The 20,807-nt window shown below is 40.6% G+C and carries 17 protein-coding genes, 4 tRNA genes and 1 pseudogene; 7 read left to right on the top strand and 15 right to left on the bottom strand.

From position 1 onward, the window contains the following. Window positions 1-10: 10 nt before the first annotated feature. Both bfmS and bfmR read right to left on the bottom strand, forming a co-directional pair. Window positions 11-1,651, bottom strand: a complete 1,641-nt coding sequence (bfmS, locus tag M5121_RS10030; RefSeq protein ID WP_249571094.1) for a sensor histidine kinase BfmS — start codon at window positions 1,649-1,651, stop codon at window positions 11-13. 40 nt (window positions 1,652-1,691) lie between these two features. Then, window positions 1,692-2,408, bottom strand: coding sequence for a response regulator transcription factor BfmR (gene bfmR / locus M5121_RS10025; RefSeq protein WP_004655457.1), 717 nt, complete (start codon window positions 2,406-2,408; stop codon window positions 1,692-1,694). 545 nt (window positions 2,409-2,953) lie between these two features. Between bfmR and M5121_RS10020 the strand changes: the two genes are divergently transcribed. From M5121_RS10020 to M5121_RS09990, 7 genes are all read left to right on the top strand, one after another. Further along, window positions 2,954-5,785, top strand: coding sequence for a ribonucleoside-diphosphate reductase subunit alpha (locus M5121_RS10020; protein ID WP_249571093.1), 2,832 nt, complete (start codon window positions 2,954-2,956; stop codon window positions 5,783-5,785). Between the two features lie 71 nt (window positions 5,786-5,856). Next, a complete protein-coding gene (locus M5121_RS10015; RefSeq protein ID WP_081407499.1) occupies window positions 5,857-5,985 on the top strand; it encodes a preprotein translocase subunit YajC in 129 nt (42 codons plus the stop codon). Window positions 5,986-6,009: 24 nt separating this feature from the next. Then, window positions 6,010-6,474 (top strand): hypothetical protein, encoded by a 465-nt coding sequence (locus M5121_RS10010; RefSeq protein ID WP_004682967.1) that lies wholly within the window; start codon window positions 6,010-6,012, stop codon window positions 6,472-6,474. A 41-nt stretch (window positions 6,475-6,515) separates the two neighbouring features. Further along, window positions 6,516-7,799 carry a ribonucleotide-diphosphate reductase subunit beta gene (locus tag M5121_RS10005; protein WP_249571092.1) on the top strand — a complete coding sequence of 428 codons (1,284 nt, stop codon included), beginning with the start codon at window positions 6,516-6,518 and terminating at the stop codon, window positions 7,797-7,799. 335 nt (window positions 7,800-8,134) lie between these two features. Further along, window positions 8,135-9,775 (top strand): malate dehydrogenase (quinone), encoded by a 1,641-nt coding sequence (mqo, locus tag M5121_RS10000; RefSeq protein ID WP_249571091.1) that lies wholly within the window; start codon window positions 8,135-8,137, stop codon window positions 9,773-9,775. Window positions 9,776-9,850: 75 nt separating this feature from the next. Beyond that, entirely contained in the window at window positions 9,851-11,092 is a 1,242-nt protein-coding gene (locus M5121_RS09995) for an MFS transporter (protein ID WP_249571090.1), read from the top strand. Window positions 11,093-11,130: 38 nt separating this feature from the next. After that, on the top strand, window positions 11,131-11,586 hold the full coding sequence (locus M5121_RS09990) for a hypothetical protein (RefSeq protein ID WP_249571089.1): 456 nt from the start codon (window positions 11,131-11,133) through the stop codon (window positions 11,584-11,586). A 273-nt stretch (window positions 11,587-11,859) separates the two neighbouring features. Here the strand turns inward: M5121_RS09990 and M5121_RS09985 are convergent. The 13 genes and pseudogenes from M5121_RS09985 to M5121_RS09925 all read right to left on the bottom strand — a co-directional run. Continuing rightward, window positions 11,860-12,153, bottom strand: a pseudogene (locus M5121_RS09985) (integrase core domain-containing protein); the annotation flags it as partial. Between the two features lie 295 nt (window positions 12,154-12,448). Next, a tRNA-Pro gene (locus tag M5121_RS09980) sits at window positions 12,449-12,525 on the bottom strand. Window positions 12,526-12,542: 17 nt separating this feature from the next. Beyond that, window positions 12,543-12,618 (bottom strand) — tRNA-His (locus M5121_RS09975). Window positions 12,619-12,656: 38 nt separating this feature from the next. Next, window positions 12,657-12,733: transfer RNA gene (locus tag M5121_RS09970), tRNA-Arg, on the bottom strand. 69 nt (window positions 12,734-12,802) lie between these two features. Next, window positions 12,803-12,879, bottom strand: a tRNA-Pro gene (locus M5121_RS09965). Window positions 12,880-13,011: 132 nt separating this feature from the next. Continuing rightward, complete coding sequence (gene nadA / locus M5121_RS09960; RefSeq protein ID WP_004914354.1) at window positions 13,012-14,076, bottom strand: quinolinate synthase NadA; 1,065 nt, start codon at window positions 14,074-14,076, stop codon at window positions 13,012-13,014. Window positions 14,077-14,221: 145 nt separating this feature from the next. Beyond that, a complete protein-coding gene (gene argJ, locus M5121_RS09955; protein WP_004914356.1) occupies window positions 14,222-15,442 on the bottom strand; it encodes a bifunctional glutamate N-acetyltransferase/amino-acid acetyltransferase ArgJ in 1,221 nt (406 codons plus the stop codon). Window positions 15,443-15,791: 349 nt separating this feature from the next. Continuing rightward, entirely contained in the window at window positions 15,792-16,280 is a 489-nt protein-coding gene (locus M5121_RS09950) for a methylated-DNA--[protein]-cysteine S-methyltransferase (RefSeq protein WP_249571088.1), read from the bottom strand. A gap of 18 nt (window positions 16,281-16,298) precedes the next feature. Beyond that, a complete protein-coding gene (locus M5121_RS09945) occupies window positions 16,299-16,616 on the bottom strand; it encodes a DMT family transporter (RefSeq protein WP_087547900.1) in 318 nt (105 codons plus the stop codon). Window positions 16,617-16,788: 172 nt separating this feature from the next. Next, window positions 16,789-17,334: a hypothetical protein gene (locus M5121_RS09940; RefSeq protein ID WP_249571087.1), complete on the bottom strand. Its 546-nt coding sequence runs from the start codon at window positions 17,332-17,334 to the stop codon at window positions 16,789-16,791. Between the two features lie 2 nt (window positions 17,335-17,336). After that, window positions 17,337-17,840, bottom strand: a complete 504-nt coding sequence (locus M5121_RS09935; protein WP_249571086.1) for a 3'-5' exonuclease family protein — start codon at window positions 17,838-17,840, stop codon at window positions 17,337-17,339. An 82-nt stretch (window positions 17,841-17,922) separates the two neighbouring features. Continuing rightward, window positions 17,923-18,822 carry a copper resistance protein B gene (locus tag M5121_RS09930; RefSeq protein WP_249571085.1) on the bottom strand — a complete coding sequence of 300 codons (900 nt, stop codon included), beginning with the start codon at window positions 18,820-18,822 and terminating at the stop codon, window positions 17,923-17,925. After that, window positions 18,809-20,749 carry a copper resistance system multicopper oxidase gene (locus tag M5121_RS09925; protein WP_249571084.1) on the bottom strand — a complete coding sequence of 647 codons (1,941 nt, stop codon included), beginning with the start codon at window positions 20,747-20,749 and terminating at the stop codon, window positions 18,809-18,811. Before M5121_RS09925 ends, M5121_RS09930 begins: the two co-directional genes overlap by 14 nt. Window positions 20,750-20,807 lie beyond the last annotated feature (58 nt).

The following is a 20,807-nucleotide window of genomic DNA, read 5'->3' as shown; positions in this document are numbered from 1 at the left end:
TGAATTAAAACTATTTTTTTATGTTTTGTTTATAACGCTTCGCTGGCCATGTCATGGTAAAACGTGCGCCACCTAAGTTAGGGCTTTGATCTACCATAATATCTCCACCGAACCAATACGCGATACGACTCACGATTGATAAACCCAAACCATACCCACCTGATGAGCGTGTACGACTATCATCCAAACGAGCAAAGGCTTCAAAAATACGTGCGCGCTCTTGCTCTGGAATGCCTGGCCCATCGTCCTCTACACAGACATATGCCTTACCATCAGCACGAACACCACCACTAATTCGAACTTTATGATCGCAATAACGAACGGCATTTCCAACCAAGTTTTGTACCACACGATGCAAATAGCGACGTTCAGCATCTACAGATAATGACAACGGCGGTGCAATTAACTCAATTTCTTTTTGAGTCTTCAGTGCTTCAGTTTCCATTGCAACCTGATCGAGTACTTCGACCAGCACAAGGTCCTCAAAGTCCAAAGATGGTGTACCCTGCTCCAGTTTAGCATAGGTCATGATCTCATCAATCAGGGTATTGAGTGCCTCAATATCCTTATCAATCATCTCCACCTGCTGAATACGGTAACTATAGTCATCTTCTTCTGCTAGCATCTCCATACCAAAGCGGATACGCGCCACAGGCGTTCTGAGTTCATGCGACACTGCGCGCATTAATTCCCGTTGCGCCTCAATCAGGCGCTGGATATGGTCTGACATATTGTTATAACTTGATGCCAAATTTGCCATTTCATCTGTGCCTTCAATCGGAACACGTAATGACAGGTCACCCGATTTCATTTTATTCAGGGCATGACGAACCTGACGAATTTTCCGCTCAAGCGGTAGAATTAAACCGTAAACACCTAGACTTAATAAGAATAAGCTAAATAAGGTAATACCTGCTGAAAGCTGAAAAGGCATCCAATTAAACATTGGAACTGGACCTAAGATAAGAACTTGTGCAGGATGATTTGGCATTGGAGAAACAATTGAAATCGTTGTACCACGTACAGTTGCACTATCCTTATATAACAGAATACTTTGGTCTTGACGTAAACGACCGATTTGCTCTGAATCTAGATTAATATCTTTAATATTGGCAATCGTAATCGGATAGTAAAAATGTTTTTTAATTCTTTCTAAATATTCACGCTCTTGCCCCGGATAAAAAATCAAATAATCCAGTACAAAAATTGGCAATGCCTTCATTTGGCGCTCGCCGAGCTTATCCACTTTGATATAAAGATAATGTTTCGCATCATCTTTCAGACCAATAATGATATAACCCACACCATTATTGGCATCATAACGAACCACCGATTTCTGCTCAGCAATACGCTTTTTCTCAGTACGAGAAAGCTCTACACGTGCTGCATCAACATAGTAGATTGGAAGTTCTAATAAATCGGAAGCATCAGAAATCCAATCTAGCTTTTGTTGTTTTTGAGGCTGTCGAGATACCCCCTCACTGATGACATATGAAATACCATCCGTCAGATATTCACGATATTCTTGCGCGCGTTGATAGTTGATGACCTGTACCAGCAAATAACAAAATGCGGCAACAACAACAACTAAAACCACTAATCCAGCATAAATTCGCAAGAAAATGCTGTTTTTTAGTACTCGACTTACCATAAGGGAAATAAATCCAAGCTAATTTAAAGCAAGATGCAAATTATATCCCGTTAGTTTCTTTAACGAATAAATAACCTTTGCTACGCACAGTTTTGATACGTTTTGGATTTTCTGGATCATCACCAATTTTTGGACGAATACGTGAAATACGCACATCGATCGAACGGTCTTGACCATCGTATTCAATACCACGGAGACGCTCAAAAATATCTTCACGAGATAAGATGCGCCCTGCGTTTGAAGCTAGCAACCACAACAAGTCATATTCAGCGCTCGTAAAATCAACCAGCTCACCGTTTAAAGTCACTGAACGGCCACCGTTATCAATCACGAGATCATCAAACTCGATACGTTGAGCAACTTCGTCTTCAACTGTTTTATCAGTACGACGTAATAAAGCTCGAATACGAGCTAATAAAACACGTGGTTGAACGGGTTTAGCAACATAGTCATCTGCACCCATTTCTAAACCAAGTACCTGATCCATATCTTCTGTACGCGCTGTCAACATCAAGATCGGTTGATGGTAATGTGGACGAACTTCTCGACAAACGGTTAAACCATCTGCACCTGGTAACATCACATCCAAGACAACTAAATCTGGTTGCTCACTGATAATACGGCGAATCGCACGATTACCATCTGTTTCGACCCCAACTTCTAAACCGTTACGAATCAAATACTCTTGTGTTAAGCGAGCTAAACGTTCGTCATCTTCAACGATCAAAATTTTTGGTAACTTTTCTTCTTGGCTCATTTGTATGCCCCTACAATTAGAGTGAATCTATCTATAAAAATCTGACAGATACGTTGGTTTATGTTTTGCAATATACACACGTTTACATTGTAAACAAGTAGGCGTTCACCAAACTGATACACGGCTAAGCACTTTTGTTATATTTTTATTAAAATTATGAATTTTAATATATTTTTTAATTTCATCTGCTTTTTCCGACAGAATGAATTTTTAGTATAGATTTTGTGCCAATGTTAAACAATCTGTTTCTTTCTTCACCCAAAATAATTTAAGTGTTTGTTTTTTGACTTATCCACAGAGTTATCTATAAGCCTTTTTTAATGGCTTTGTTATGCTATGTGTCTGTGAATTCAGCAGTTAAGACATGAAAAAAAAATTACCAAAATGTCAAGGATTGATCTGCTGTAAAAAATCCCGTATCTTGTGTTGAAAATAAACTTTAACCACTAAGTATTGTGTTTATCCCTCAAACATCGTGGCATACATTTTGCTCGATTCAAACGGTCTATGAACATAAAAATAGATGATAATGGAGCTATGCTGACATGAGCATCATCACTTCTACTCCTGGTCAAATTCAGGTAATTAAGCGCACTGGTGAAATCGCGTCTTTTAATGCCGAGAAGATTTCTGTTGCGATCGGGAAAGCCTTTTTAGCTGTTGAAGGTCAACAAGGTGCTGACTCTAGTCGCATCCATGACCGTATCACTCAATTAACAGAGATGGTACTCAATACGTTTAATCGTCGTTTACCTTCTGGCGGTACGATTCATATCGAAGAAATTCAAGACCAAGTTGAATTAGCACTGATGCGTACAGGCGAGCAAAAAGTTGCACGTGCCTACGTTATTTATCGTGAACAACGTGCCACTGCTCGTCAGCAAGCAGGTGCGAACCATCATCCTACCCTTCAAATCACTGATGCTCATGGACAGCTCCAACCATTAGATCTCGGTGCACTCACAGCGACAATCGAAACAGCAAGTGAAGGTTTGGAGGGGATTGATGTTCAAGCGATCGTCGATGAAACCGTTAAAAACTTATACAACGGCGTAAAAGAAAGCGACATCGCAACAACCATGATGATGGCGACACGTACTCGTATCGAGCAAGAGCCAAACTACACGTATGTAACTGCACGCTTATTACGTAATGAGCTAGTGAGCACAGGTTTAGAGTTCTTAGGTCTATCTACAGACACATTGGAAAATGATGCTTTAGAAACTTTCTTGAAGAAAGGGATCGAGCTTGATCTTCTTTCTGCTGATCTTCTTAACTTCGATCTTGCAAAATTGGCAGCAGCGATCCAACCAGAACGTTCAAACCAGTTTACTTATTTAGGTCTACAAACTTTATTTGACCGTTACTTCATTCATTCAAATGGCGTACGTTTCGAATTACCGCAATTATTCTTTATGCGCGTATCGATGGGCCTATCGCTCAATGAAGAAAATAAAGAAGAACGTGCAATTGAGTTCTATAACTTATTGTCTAGCTTCGACTATATGGCTTCTACGCCAACCTTGTTTAACTCTGGTACATTACGCCCACAATTATCAAGCTGTTATTTAACAACAATTGGTGATGACCTATATGACATTTATGGTGCAATGCGTGACAACGCGATGCTCTCAAAATGGGCGGGTGGTTTAGGTAATGACTGGACACCTGTGCGTGCTTTGAACTCGTATATCAAAGGCACAAACGGTAAGTCTCAAGGTGTTGTACCTTTCCTAAAAGTTGCCAACGACACAGCTGTTGCAGTGAACCAAGGTGGTAAGCGTAAAGGTGCAGTCTGTGCTTACTTAGAAACTTGGCACTTGGACGTTGAAGAATTCCTAGAGCTACGTAAAAACACAGGTGATGATCGTCGCCGTACACATGACATGAACACAGCAAACTGGGTTCCTGATTTATTTATGCAACGTGTATTTGAAGATGGTGAATGGACATTATTTACTCCTTCTGAAACACCAGACTTGCATGATTTAACTGGTCCTGAATTTGCTGAGCGTTATGCACACTACGAAGCTGTAGCAAAACAAGAAAACATGCTGCATAAGAAAGTACGTGCGAAAGATTTATGGCGCAAAATGCTTTCGATGTTATTCGAAACAGGTCATCCGTGGATCACATTCAAGGATGTATGTAACCTGCGTTCACCACAACAACACGTTGGCGTGGTTCACTCATCGAACTTGTGTACTGAAATTACATTGAACACAAGCCAAGATGAAATCGCGGTCTGTAACTTAGGTTCGATTAACCTTGTACAACACGTTCAAGGTGGTGTGTTAGATCGTGAGAAATTAGCTCGTACCATTAAAACCGCAGTACGTATGCTCGATAACGTCATCGACATTAATTACTACGCTGTACCACAAGCGAAAAATTCGAACATGAAACACCGCCCTGTGGGTATGGGTATCATGGGCTTCCAAGATGCACTTTATGAAATGGGCATTGCTTATGGTTCAGATGCAGCAGTCGATTTTGCTGATGAATCAATGGAAGTAATCAGCTATTACGCAATCGAAACGTCTAGTAACTTGGCGGTTGAGCGTGGTACTTACGAAACATTTAAAGGTTCATTGTGGGATCAAGGGATCTTGCCAATCGACTCTTTAGAAATTGTTGCGAAATCTCGTCCAGAGCGTATGTTCGAAGTTGATCGTACACAACGTTTAGATTGGGATAGCTTACGTGCCAAAGTTCAAAAAGACGGTATGCGTAACTCGAATGTGATGGCAATTGCACCTACTGCAACGATCTCTAACATTTGTGGCGTGTCTCAATCAATTGAGCCAACATTCCAGAACTTGTATGTGAAATCTAACCTTTCTGGTGAATTCACTGTAATCAACCCTTACCTTGTTCGTGCATTAAAAGAACGTGGTCTGTGGGATACTGTGATGGTGAATGACCTGAAACACTTCGAAGGTTCAGTACAAAAGATTGCACGTATTCCTGAAGAATTAAAAGCAATCTTCGCAACTGCGTTTGAAGTGGATACACGTTGGATCGTAGATGCTGCATCTCGCCGTCAAAAGTGGATCGATCAAGCACAGTCATTGAACCTTTACATCGCTGGGGCGAATGGTAAGAAACTGGACATCACGTATAAGATGGCATGGTTACGTGGTCTTAAAACCACGTATTACCTCCGAGCTTTAGGTGCAACATCTGCTGAGAAATCAACAATTAATACTGGTGCACTGAATGCAGTAAAACCAGCGACAATTGAAGCACCTATCGTTGCGGCTCAAGCAGTTGAAGAGAAAAAACCTGAAGTTCAAGTTGAAGAGGATTTTGCTACGGCTGCGCCTGTACCATTGGCGTGTTCAATCGATAATCCAGATTGTGAAGCTTGTCAGTAATTAGATCTTGGAGAAACCCTTCTTAAATAAAGTAGGGTTTATTTAAGATTTAAAGGAAAGAGGCAAAGATTATGTTGAATATTAGCCATAACTACATGTTAGGACTAGCTGTTTTAATCTTTGCCTTTATTTTCTTTTATGTACCAATGGTCTATGCATTTTTAGCCATTCGGAAACAGCAGCGTAAGCAAGATCAATAAAGTGCTTTATTGGGAAGTAGAGCTATGCTTCAAACTGATTTAGAACGATATGCTAATGCTCCTGCTGTTTTAGTACAGATTTATGTCGATCGGATAGTACTTCATTATCCATCTTCTACAGAATATCTAACTGAATGTGCACAGTTTTCACATCCACGTTCGTTATTAGGTGATTTTAGTATCGCTGAAACTACATTAACGCAGTTACTCAAACGTGGTGGTGGCGGTTTTAAGTATTTAGCTCCTTATATGTTTATTCAAGCAATGGAGCGAATGGAATTTGGTTTAACACAAGTAGAAATACGAGCATTACAAGAGCTAGGGCTAAGTAGCGGGGCAAGAGCGATTGCCATTTATGATGAAACAGGCAAATTATTAACGCCAAACTCACTTCCCGCAACTATCAATCTCAAACGTTTAGCGATGATGGGATTGATTATTACCCTTTTTGTTTTGCTGTGTTTCTTATGCGCCATTTTCATTTTTTAAAACTGCAATGTAAATAAATTAAGATTATAGTGAGATTAAATATGTCTATCCTTAGCTGGGACGATTTTGAAGATGATACGCAAAAACCGACTGCACATGAACACAAGTCTGCGTCCCTCGACTCGCAAAAAACGGTTAATACGCAAGTGGTATCTGATTCAGAGCAACCATCGCCGCGCGTGGCAGTTGCACAACCCACTGGAACCAGTACCATCCGATCAACAAATCCAACCGATTCGTTGGCTCGAGCATCTCAAGCCTTAGAAAACCTTGATGTTGCACCAGGCTTAGAAGAGCTTGAAATGGGTGCACAGCGCGTACAAGTTGATGATAAAGCTATGATCAACTGTCGTGCCGACTTGAACCAACTTGTTCCATTTAAATACGAGTGGGCTTGGCAAAAGTATCTTGACGGGTGTGCAAACCACTGGATGCCGCAAGAAGTGAACATGAACCATGACATCGCGCTTTGGAAGTCTGAAAATGGCTTAACAGAAGATGAGCGTACCATTGTCATGCGTTCTTTAGGTTTCTTCTCCACTGCAGATTCGTTGGTTGCAAACAACTTGGTATTAGCAATCTATCGCCATATTACAAACCCTGAATGCCGCCAATACATTTTGCGTCAAGCATTTGAAGAAGCGATTCACACGCATGCTTACCAATACTGTATCGAATCTTTAGGTATGGACGAAGGTGAAGTCTTCAACATGTATCGTGAGATTCCAAGTGTTGCACGTAAAGCATCATGGGGCTTGAAATATACACAGTCATTAACTGATCCTAATTTCCATACAGGAACACCAGAAAACGACCAACGTTTACTTCGTAACTTGATCGCATTCTACTGTGTGCTTGAAGGAATCTTCTTCTACTGTGGCTTTACTCAAATCTTGAGTATGGGTCGTCGTAACAAGATGAACGGTGTTGCTGAACAGTTCCAATACATCCTACGTGATGAATCTATGCACTTGAACTTTGGTATTGATATGATCAACCAAATCAAGATTGAGAACCCTCACCTTTGGACTGCCGAATTCCAACAAGAAGTCATTCAAATGATTCTTGAAGGTACAATGCTTGAGATCGAATACGCACGTGATACGATGCCACGTGGTGTATTGGGTATGAATGCAAGCATGATGGAAGAATACTTGAAATTCATCTGTAACCGTCGTTTATCGCAACTTGGTTTACCAGAGCAATTCGCTGGTGTAACAAACCCATTTGCATGGATGTCTGAGATGATGGACTTGCGTAAAGAGAAGAATTTCTTTGAAACGCGCGTTACGGATTACCAAACTGGTGGTGCGTTAAGCTGGTAAGGTCATTTACCGAGTGGAAAAAGGCTGTCATTAGACAGCCTTTTTTAATGGTTATAAATATCAAATGTCCCTTTAAGCTACAAAACTTAGATTGACTAGAACAAGAAACAATAAGACCTATAATCTACCATTCAAAATGACTTGAATAATACATATTGCAACATTTGGTATACCAAAATCCTTTCTATTTTAAAGTAAAATTCACGAACTTTTTCTCCAAACATCAGTCAAGACAACCCTTTTACTGATGTGCCTTGATTGCGCCAATTCTTATTGAAATCCTTTCTCTCTATATTACCCATATAGGGAGTCATTTAATTTTTAAGGTAAATTGAATGAAAAAATTCTGGAAGTATTTATTAGTACTATTACTGGTACTAATAGTGATTGCTATTGCCTTTCTTTTTAGACCGATTACGTCTAAGGCAATTAAAACGAAAAATGATGAAACTGTTGTTGATGCTGTATTGGTCGGCGGTGGAATCATGAGTGCCACACTTGGTACTTACCTCAACGAGTTACAACCTGACTGGAACATCCGCATGTATGAACGTCTTGATGCAGTCGCACAAGAAAGTTCAAATGGCTTTAACAATGCGGGTACAGGACACTCTGGCTTTATGGAAATGAACTATACCGAAGAAAAAGACGGTAAAATGGACATCTCTAAAGCGGTTAAAGTGGCAAGCCAATTCGAAATTGCTAAGCAATTCTGGGCTTATCAAGTGAAACAAGGTGTATTAGAAACACCAAGTACATTCATTAACCCAGTACCACACATTGCATTCGTATGGGGCGATAACGTGAACTTCATGGAAAAGCGTTATGCTGCCATGATTCAAAATCCGTTATTCGCTGGCATGAAATTGAGTGAGGACAAAGCCGAAATTCAGCAGTGGGCACCATTGGTGATGGACGGTCGTGATCCTCAGCAAAAAGTGGCTGCAACTCGTATGGACGTTGGTTCTGACGTGAACTACGGTGCAATCACCAAGCAATTGATTAACAATCTCGAGAAAAGTCCAAACTTTAAACTCAGAACTTCGACTGAAGTCACTGGGATTAGTAAGAATGACGATAATACTTGGTCTGTTGCATTCAAAGATATCAAATCTGGTGAAGTCAGTCATGTAAAAACACGTTTCGTGTTTATTGGTGCTGGCGGTGCTGCAATTAAATTATTGCAAATGACTGGTTTACCAGAAGCGCAACAATATGCGGGTTTCCCTGTGGGTGGTGAGTTCCTTGTGACTGACAATCCTGCGGTAACAGCAAAACACACAGCCAAGGTCTATGGTCGTGCTGATCTGGGTGCACCTCCAATGTCTGTTCCACATATCGATACCCGTTATATCGACGGTAAAAAATATGTGTTGTTTGGCCCATTTGCAACCTATTCAAACAAGTTCCTAAAACATGGTTCACAGCTTGATTTGCTTGCATCGACCAACAAAAACAACGTCTTGCCTATGGCTGCAATTGGTCTACAAAATGCTGATCTTGTTCAGTATCTGGTAAGCCAAGTGTTAATGTCTAATGCAGATCGTTTCAACGAGTTGAAAAAATACTACCCTGAAGCTGATCCTAAAGACTGGCATTTACAACAAGGTGGTCAACGCGTTCAGATCATCAAAAAAGAGCCAGGCAAACCTGCTAAATTGCAATTCGGTACAGAAATCTTTGCATCTAAAGACAAGTCTGTAACTGCATTGTTAGGTGCTTCTCCGGGTGCATCTACATCACCTTACATCATGCTTAACTTGCTTGAAAAAGCATTCCCTGAGCAGACTAAAGGTGTATGGAATGACAAATTGCATGAGATCGTACGTTCTTATGGTAAAGACCTTTCAACAGATCCAGCGTTGTTAGATCAAATCCGTCAATACTCAAGTGCAACTTTGGGCTTGAATTATACGACTCCAGCAAACTTAGTTCCTGCTAAGAAAGTAGAAAAAGCTGAAGCTGTTGCTCAATAAGTAACGCTAAGTACATCAAAAAGGGAGGAGTTTTGGCTCTTCCCTTTTTCTCATTTTGTCTTTTATTTTTATACTATGCCTTCTGCTGCACCCCACTCTGCTTTTGCTGCATTTACCAGTCGTGACTTTAAGTTATTGACTCTCAATCAATACTGCCTGACTTTTGCGGTGCTGATTCAAGAGGTGCTGATTGCCTTTCATTTGTATCAAATCACCAAAAATCCACTTTTCCTCGGTTTACTCGGGATCATGGATTTTTTACCTTTTCTGGCGCTGTCTTTATGGGGTGGTTATATTGCTGATCGTTTTAATCGGCAGCGTATTTTACAAATCAGTTTTAGCTTTGCCATCCCCTTATCGATTGCTTTGTGGATCAGTTTTGATCTTTTCCACACCCAAACCATCAGTGCAAATTTATTATTAATCTCATCCTTGAGTATTTTATTTTTATTTGGCTGTATTCGCGGCATATACAGTCCCTGTTTTAATTCTTTACGTCCTTTTGTCGTACCCGAACATTTGTATACTAATGCAGCAACTTGGACCAGCATGTGCTGGCAAGCTTGCGGCATACTTGCACCCGTGGTTGGCGGTTTTCTATTGGCGCATCTAGATTTGGATATTACTTTTAGCGTCATCGTGGCACTTTTTTTAAGTGGCAGTATTGCCCTCTGGTGTTTGCAAAAACGAGATTTTCCTCAAATCCAAACAGAATCGGTAACTCAAAGTCTAAAAGACGCACTACAATTTATTTTTAAAACCAAAATTATTTTTTGGGCGATGTTTCTCGATCTCGGCTCTGTTTTCTTTGGCGGCATCATCGCACTACTGCCCATTTTTGCCCAAGATATTTTGCATGTCGGTGTCGATAATTTTGGTCTATTACGCGCTGCGCCTGCATTTGGTGGCTTGGTCATGATACTGATCTTGGTGCGTTACCCGCCCAAATCCAGACCGTGGCAGATCATGCTGATTGCCGTCACTGGCTTTGCACTATGCACCTTGTTATTTGCTGTTACCAGACACCTCTATTTTTCGATCGCAGTTCTCATTATTATGGGGGCATGTGACAGCATCAACATAATTATCCGTCAAACGATTCTGCAACTGATTCCACCCAAGGACATGCTTGGACGTGTCGCTGCCATTAATGGCATCTTTGTCACGTCCAGTAATGAACTGGGTGCATTGCAGTCCAGTGTGATGACACGCTTTTTTAGCGTGGTGCCCGCTATGTTGATTGGCGGTTCACTGTCTTTGTTCTGTGTGCTACTGACCAAGATCAAAACCAAAGATTTATTGAAGTTTCGTTTTTAATCCCCCAAACAAACAGCTATCTAAAAAACCAATATCATATGAAACATACTTTGCCCGAATCTTCAGGCCCCTCCAAATTTATTATTTTTTCCGTTTTTGTATGGCTAGTGCTGTTGTGGCTACAGTCGACCTATATTGTCATTATCGGGGGGCAAGCCTATCTGTTCTGGACTTCTTTGGGTCTGTTGATTCTGAACGTACTCAGCTTGCGCCCCAAGATCTTAAAAAATCGAATTGCTCTGGCCATCACTGCCGTATTACTGGTCTATCTGCTGTTTAACTCGCTGTTTTGTACCTATTTGATGATTGCCTTCTATTGTATTTTCTATCTCTATTCAGGCGAATATAAAAATAAACGTGCCATTAAGTTGATCAGCCTGTTTTTGATCATGATCGTTTTCGCAATCTACCAAAGCCAATCACTGCATGAACTGAAAGGCCACTATGCCCCTTACGAAACGGGCGAAACATGGCAAAAATATGGTGCGCTATAAACCCTAACATTTATGTTTTTTGTGTTCTTGATCAAATCATTTTTTCTATATGTAACCATAAACTGAAGTGTATCCTGCAAAGTCAGTTGAGCAGGTTTAGTGCCCTATAGAAATTGATATTCGTGTCCTGTAAGATTAGTTTTGTGATCAAAATATCTTGATTGCGTTACTACACCGACTTTCTGTAATTGTTTTTCTAATTCAAGTGCTTGTTATTCTGTACTAGCTCAAACCTGATCTGACAGTTACCCATTTTTTATTGTGCCTGTCAGGTTAAATTTGAGCTAAATTCTTCTCAGCCCAAATCCGTTTTCCATCAAGTAAAGTTTCAAGTGGTGTACGACCACAGCACATTTTTCCTTGATGAGTCCGTTCAGTATTATAGAATTTCAGCCAATCGTCTAGATCAACTTGTAATTCTTCCAATGAGCTATAAAGCTTCGTCCTAAACGTAATTTGATAGAACTCCTGCAAAATCGTCTTATGGAAACGCTCACATATACCATTTGTTTGCGGGGAAGCCGCTTTTGTCTTCGTGTGATCAATATCATTGACTGCCAGATACAACTAACTCATAGTCATGCTGTTCTATACTCATCGCCTAATGCTTTATCGACATGTACGGCAACCATGAGTTCACCCATCTTTCCTTTAAAATGGGGCGATTTCAAATAAGTAAGAACAGCTAAAATAATAATGATAAAAATAAAATAGAAAAGCATCTCTTCCCAATCACTTATAGTTTTTGAAGTTTAAAATAATGAATCTAATACGTTATAAATATTATATTAATAACATAACCAATTAATTCAGACGTAAAAAAACCGCTGATTAGCGGTATTTTATCTCATCTTTAAGATGATGGTCGGAGCAGTAGGATTCGAACCTACGACCCCCTGGTCCCAAACCAGGTGCACTACCAGGCTGTGCTATGCTCCGATTACTCTATAAAAGAGTGGGGTGAATGACGGGATTCGAACCCGCGACAACTGGAATCACAATCCAGGGCTCTACCAACTGAGCTACATCCACCATAACGTTTGGTTCTATGTACCAAGCTACCAACTAAATGGCGCGCCTGACAGGATTCGAACCTGTGACCATCCGCTTAGAAGGCGGATGCTCTATCCAACTGAGCTACAGGCGCATAACGATGATAATACTATCAAGCGATACTTCGCCGATCTTAAAATAATGTTTTTCAACATCTTTTAAATGGTCGGAGCAGTAGGATTCGAACCTACGACCCCCTGGTCCCAAACCAGGTGCACTACCAGGCTGTGCTATGCTCCGATTTATCTCAGCTTTTATTGTATCGCACATCGTGCGGTACGGTGTGCATTCTAGGCTTGACGTCGCATCACGTCAACACCTAGTTTTAAAAAAAATGATTTTTCCTTATCAAATGTATATTTTACAAGCATTTTAACGCTTTAGAGAAGCACTAAAGTTCAACATTCGATCGAGTGGTAATTTTGCGCGTTCAGCCAATGCTGGATCGACGTGTATTTCTTGATCAGCATGTTGTAACACGTGCAAAATACCATCCAACTCATTCATTGCCATCCAAGGACAATGTGCACACGAACGACATGTTGCACCCTCACCCGCCGTTGGCGCTTCGAATAATTCTTTATCTGGTGCTGCTTGCTGCATCTTGTAGAAAATACCGCGATCAGTAGCTACGATCATTTGTTTATGCGGTAAAGTTTGCGCTGCTTTGATCAATTGCGAAGTACTTCCCACTGCATCTGCAATATCTACTACAGATTCAGGCGATTCAGGATGAACTAAAACTGCTGCATCAGGATATAGTGCTTTCATTTGTGCAATACCACGTGCACGGAATTCTTCATGTACGATACACGCGCCATCCCATAACAACATATCAGCACCCGTTTTCTTTTGGATGTAACGTCCTAAATGCTGATCAGGTGCCCAAATAATTTTTTCACCCAAGCTATCAAGATGCTCAATAATCTCGACTGCACAGCTTGAAGTTACCACCCAGTCAGCACGTGCTTTCACAGCTGCCGAAGTATTGGCGTACACCACGACAGTATGATCGGGATGTTGATCACAGAATGCTGTAAACTCATCTACTGGACAACCTAAGTCCAAAGAACAGGTTGCCTCAAGTGTAGGCATTAATACTGTCTTTTCAGGAGATAAAATTTTTGCTGTTTCTCCCATGAACTTTACCCCAGCAACTACGAGAGTTGATGCAGCATGATCACGACCAAAGCGCGCCATTTCTAGAGAATCAGAAACACAACCACCTGTTAATTCTGCAAGCTCTTGAACATCAGGATCACAGTAGTAATGTGCAACAAGAACAGCATCACGCTTTTTAAGCTCAGCTGCAATTTGTGCGAACTTTTCTTGTTTCACTTCTGGGCTGAGGCTATGGTCCTTTGGCTCACCCAAACGATCTAAATGCGCCTGCACAATATTTTTGGCTTCGTTCGCAATTAAATTCGCATCATTCATAAAACGTCTTCTCTATCCTGCGTGCTTGCATCACAGCAAACATATAACGTGGGTATCTAGGGTGATCATTTGGGATGAATCACTTCGTCCACACATGAGTGATATAAAAAAAGCCCCACTGTGGAGGCTTTATTATAACGCATATTTACGAACGATAATCGGCATTAATTTTGACGTAGTCATAAGAAAAATCACAGGTATAAACTGTGTCTTTCGCTTCACCTCGTCCTAAATCAATACGAATCGTGATTTCTTTCTCAGCCATCACAGCAGCGCCTGCTTCTTCGGTATAGTCAGGATTCGCACCACCATCCAAGCAAATCTGTACATCACCTAACCACACTTGAACCTTACTGCTATCTAAGTTTGGAACACCTGCTTTACCAATCGCCATTACAATACGCCCCCAGTTTGGATCAGAAGCGAACAAAGCTGTTTTAATGAGTGGTGACTCAGCAACACTATAAGCAACATCACAACACTCTTGGGTATTGGCTCCGCCTTCCACCTGTACCGTAATGAATTTAGTTGCACCTTCACCATCACGAACAATCAATTGTGCTAAACGATTCATAATACGCGCAAGTACATCCAGCACTTGTTGGTAACGAGGGTCATCTTGTGACTCAATTTCTGCGCCACCAGCTAGACCTGTTGCTACAAAGATACAAGAGTCATTGGTTGAAGTGTCGCCATCAATTGTGATGCGGTTAAACGAATGCTCGACAGTCGTTTGTAAAAGTTGCTGAACAAGTACTTTTGATATTGGTGCATCTGTTGCAACAAAGCTCAACATGGTTGCCATGTTCGGGCGAATCATACCCGCACCTTTACTGATTCCAGTCATGGTGTATGTCACACCATCAAGCTCAAACTGTTCAGATGCACCTTTCGGAGTAGTATCTGTGGTCATAATGCCAGAAGCAGCTTCAGCCCAACGATCCGCATTTAAATCATTTAATGCAGGCTGAATACCTTGAACTAAACGCTCAATCGGAAGTTGCTCACCAATTACACCTGTTGAAAATGGTAAAATCTGATTCGCTTGGACACCTGCTAATTCCGCTAATTTGGCACAAGTTGTTTCTGCATTTTTATAACCTACAGTTCCTGTTGCCGCATTTGCATTACCAGTGTTAATAATCAAATAACGTGGTGTATTTTCTGCCAAGTGTTTTTTACTAAGCAAAACTGGCGCAGCAGCAAATGCACTTTGAGTAAATACACCTGCTACATTTGAACCTTCAGCAAATTCAAAAATGACTAGATCTCGTCGATTTGGATAACGTACATACGCCTCAGTTGAGCCAATTTTTACACCCTGCACCACATGCATAAGTGGCATTGTTACGTCACCAACAGCCATTTTTAAACTTCCATTCAATTTGTTATGAAAAAGAAAATGAATACATACCCTATATATGAGACTCGGAAAGTTCATCTACAACCTGCGTGGTATTTGTAATATCCCGTTTCTGCGATAGATAAAACAAATGCAGCAAGTGAACAGGTTTTGTAGATGACAATGCCTTTGGTTACTTTGGGCGAAACCAAAGTAACTCGAACCGAAGGTTATTCCTAATATTGGATTACGCTAAGCAAGACACCGCCTCGCCAATAACTGAGTTACGGTTCAAGTCATAAAATATGTGGATTCATATCTGTTAAGTAGCTTATTCCAAAAAGCAATGAAAATCGAGTATTAACAATACAGATTATGGAATTTGACTTTGCTCTAAACTGAGTAAAATCTGCTTCTTATCCAACCCACCAGCAAAACCAACCAATGCCCCACTCGAACCAATCACCCGATGACACGGCGCAATAATCGAAATCGGATTCTTACCATTGGCTGCCCCAACAGCACGCACTGCTTTTTCATTACCAATCTGAACGGCTATTTCCTTATAACTACGTGTTTCGCCATATGGAATAGTTAATAAAGTCTGCCAAACCTGTTGTTGAAAATCTGTCCCTTGAAAGTCCAAAGGTAAATCAAATTGCTGACGTTGCCCTGCAAAATACTGTTCTAATTGTTTTTTAACTCGAAGTAACATCGGATGTTGATGATCTTCTATCAGTTCAGCCAGTCGAACTCGTTTATGATCTTCATTGTCCCACATCACGGCGACCAGTGCATGATCATGAGCAACCAGTTTTAATGCACCCACAGGAGAATTCATGTACATATACACCAGTTGCATTACACTCTCCTTAAACCATTAATTTGATGACAATTTCATCAGCATTAAGCCAGATACAATTAATATTGCAGCAATCATTCGCATCGCAGTCATTGGTTCATTTAAAACCATGATGCCAACAATAAATGATCCTATCGCACCAATTCCCGTCCAAACCGTATAAGCTGTACCCAAAGGCAACGATCGCATTGCAATTGACAACAATACGACACTTAAAATCATAAAAATGAGGGTCACGATACTTGGCGTTAGCTTGGTAAAACCCTCAGACATCTTCATTGAATATGCCCAAATAATTTCAAAAATACCCGCCAAAATTAAAATTGCCCATGCCATTTTTCACACTCAACCTTAACAAGAGTTGGGTCGTCCCAACATGATGCTTTTGAAGTGAGGTCGTCCTCTTAGGAAAAGCAGTGTACTGTAAAATTTCGAGATTATGTGAAAGGTTATGTATGGATTCCAGTGCAGTATTTTAAAAATTAAAAGCTTTATCTAAAGTTAAGATTTACTGCCATGAAATCTGATCGACCTGCATTAGCTCACATGCCCCGTTTCCTGTATCTTCACGGGATAAAGAACTTTTCCAATGCCAGCCATCTTTTGTCTGGATTTCGATTAAAGAACCCTTTAAATAGACTAAATCATCTTTTTTAATTTTTTTCATTTGAGATGCGACATAAGCATTGGCAGGAACCAGATGCATATTGGCACTATGCGTTGCGATTTCTCGCAAAGAAATAGGCGGTTGATGATCTATACGCCAGTGATACCAACGATTACTTTGTGATACATCAATTTGTTTATAGATCTGCGGATTTGCCATATCTCCCCAACCAACAGCAATATCCATTGGTGAAAATTCAGCTTCACGCCCTAAATTGTAGTCTTCTCTAGAAAGCACACGAAATGCGCCTTCATAACGCTCTAATGCATTAATTTGTACGCCTTGTTGAGTGGTCATTTGACTAATATTTGGCGCTGGTTTTAATACCTGTGTCCAAACCAACCATGCGATAGCCAATCCTAGTGGGCCATACATCCATCTTGGCATGCTTAATTATCCTTCTTTCCTTGTAAGCATTTTATCCATTGCTTTAAATGATTGAAGCATGAAATTAAAAAACGACCTAAAACGCTTAAATAACTATCCTGTGACTCATTTTTATGCTCCTGTAAAGTTGCAGTATCTGTATTCAAAGTATTCATTTCTAAAGGTTCATAATGTGACAAAGTTTGTTGTAACTCAGCTCCCAAGCTCAAGCGAATTAGAGCAATTGTCACCTCATCAATTCCATAATGATGATATAAAGTTAGATGACGTGTATCCAAATCAATACTATGTTCAACTAAAATTTCAGCAAATGGCAATAATGCTTTTCGAATCCGTTGTACTTCCACCAAACTACTCATGTGTGGAATATAATAAAAACTGACTTTCATACTGCCATCACGTGGAACAGCGTCAAATTGAGTTATCAAATTTTGTGTTTTTTCTCTCCGACTTAGAGATTCATTTGCTTTATCAGTTATTAAATTGTCTTGTTGTTCTAAAGCCATTTATGCACCATGAATGACTCAAAAAAGATACTGTCAGTATAAACCAACAGTATCTCAGGGAAGTGACTTTTTAGACAAAGTATCAGAACTTTAGCGTTAATCCCGTAGCATATAACCAACCCTTTTCACTTTCAGAAGCAGCTTGCCATGGTGTTTGCTCCGCACCTTTATGATAAGCATATGCTACATCTACAAAAGGCATAAGTTTTTTATTGATCTCATAACGCGTTTGCAGGCCTATCTGAAGTTTAGATAATCCAGATTTATTTGCATAACTTGACTCATCATTGAATATTACATCTGCATTCAAATAAGGTTGAGCAATCAACTTTTGCGTAAATAATACATCCCGTGTTGTTTCTAAACTCAATTGCCAGCGTTGGTTTTGTCCTGCATAAATATAGGCTTCGGTTTCAAAAAAATACGGCGCTAGACCATGTAATCCCAATACCGCGTCCCATTGATTTTTATCATGCTTTTGCTCAGGCTGATATTGATAACGAACACCTGTTTGTACATCCCAAAAGTCAGCAACATTGCGGCTGTATAACAGCTTTGTTTCGGTTTGAGTTTTTTCCGATTCTGCTTTTTCAACATGTGCTTGAATGAATATTTTATTTTTATCACTTCCCACCCATGTTTTTAGCTCAGTACTGGCACTGCCTCGACCATTGTCATCAACGATCCATGCATTTTTAATCGCTGTGGCTTGATAAATTTGTCCACCATGTTCACGATGATGATCATGTGTATCATGTTGAATATCAGATGGTACTTGCTTTAATTCAGGTTGATGTTCTGAATGATCAACAGGAGATGATGTCTCCATCAATATATTCTGTTGTACCGACTGATCCATTTGCATCATTTGATCATGCCCCTCATGTGCAGATGCAAATACACTCAAACAAGAAACCATGCCACCAATTGCCAATAATTGTGTATAGCGTTTCATCGTAGAAGCTTGCTTAGTGATGTGCATGGCTCGCTCCTTGAGTAGGTTGAACGGACATAGTTTGTGAAACGTTACTGCCATCGACATTTGCGACAATCAATTTACTCATCATGCCCGCACTCATGTGGTATAACAGGTGACAATGAATCGCCCATTCACCGAGCTCATCCGCAGTCAGTAGAGCTGTAACAGTTTTGCCCGGCGGCACGATCACCGTATGTTTATTTGGCATATCCTGCGGTGCCTGACCATTCTCCAACTGCATAAACATGCCATGTAAATGCATTGGATGCGCCATCATACTTTCATTCACAAATTTGAGACGGATACGTTCGCCATAACGCACGGTTAAAGGTTTGAAGTCAGGATCACTAAACTTTTTACCATCAATCGTCCAGATGTAACGCTCCATCGTGCCCCCAAGACGAATCACCAATTCTCGCTCTGCTGGACGACTATAACGCTCAGGTTGTGATTGCAACGACTTCAAATCTGCATAAGTTAAGGCTTTCTGACCGATTGGTGTTGCTGCATTCGCCCAGCCCTGAACGGTATCTGAAGTTGTTTTTTCAGAAGATACCACCATCTGGTGTTGGCTATGATCTGAGGGCGTTGCTGAAGCTGACATATCCATCTGACCGTGTGCACTATGATCCATACCCGACATGTTCATCTGACCATGTGAACTATGATCCATTTTCGACATGTCCATTTTTTCATGTGAGCGATGATCCATCGCTGTTTTTTGCATCGGTGTAACTGGTGCTTTACCGTGAGGTATCTGATGCTGACTATGATTCATATTGGCCATATTCACTGGCTGATCTGAACCATGGTCCATTTTGCTCATATCCATCTGACCATGCGAACCATGATCCATGCCCATATCTTCCATCGTCAATAATGCACGTGGGCGCGCTTTAGGAATCTGAACCTTTTGCGTATTCGGTGTCATGCTATTGTGCAATGAAGCAATTGCAAAACCAGAACGGTCGATTGATTCAGCTTCAATTTGATAATGTGCCTGCTTAGGTTCCACTAACACATCATAAGTTTCTGCTGTACCAATACGAAACTCATCCACAGGAACGGGTTTCACTGGCTGACCATCGGCACTAACGACTGTCATTTTTAGGTTGGGAATACGCACATCAAAAAAAGACATGGCTGACGCATTGATAAAGCGCAAACGAATCTTTTCACCCGTTTTAAAAGCGCCTGTCCAATTTTGTTGAGGTGTTTTCCCATTCACCAAGAAAGTATAACCAGTGACATCAGACAAATCGGTTTTGAGCATCCGCATCTGGTTCCACATCGAACGATCTTGCCACGTTGCTTTTAAACCGTCTTGTTTCACCTGCTTCCAGACATCGCCCACCGTTTCACGTTGGTTTTGGTAATACTCAGCCGACTTCTTCAAATTTGCCATGATCTTGTCGCTTTCCGTTTCATGAAAATCAGACAACATCACCACATAATCACGCTCAGCTTTTTCGTATACAGCAACAGGTTGTTTGTCTTTCGGATAAATTACCAAAGGGCCATATAGGCCATCTTGTTCCTGTCCTTTACTATGCGCGTGATACCAATAAGTTCCGTTTTGACGAACTTTAAAACGATACTCAAAACTGCCATTCGGCTTAATACTTTTAAAGCCATTAAAACCAGGTACACCGTCCATCAATCCTAGCAAAAGTAATCCATGCCAATGTAATGACGTATCTTGATCTTTGAGTTGATTATGCACATGAATGACCGCTTCATCCCCTTCCTCAAACTCTAATAACGGCGCAATAAATTTGCCATTTACCGTAATACGTTTGACAGGTTTTCCAGTAACATTCACCATTCCTTGATTAATGTTCAGATGATATTCTTTTATTGCAGCCAAAGTATAAGGCGCAAAAATTAGACTTAAGCCAGCAATGACACCAGCATATATTTTTGAGGACATAATATTTTCCTAATCTGTGAACTATTTTTAAATCGCTCGTTGAAGCGAAAAAGAGCTT

It is taken from the genome of Acinetobacter sp. ANC5681 (genome assembly GCF_023488045.1).
In the GTDB taxonomy this organism is placed as follows: domain Bacteria; phylum Pseudomonadota; class Gammaproteobacteria; order Pseudomonadales; family Moraxellaceae; genus Acinetobacter.
Note: the sequence above shows the minus strand (reverse complement) of the source record. Positions and strands in the feature narration are given on the sequence as shown.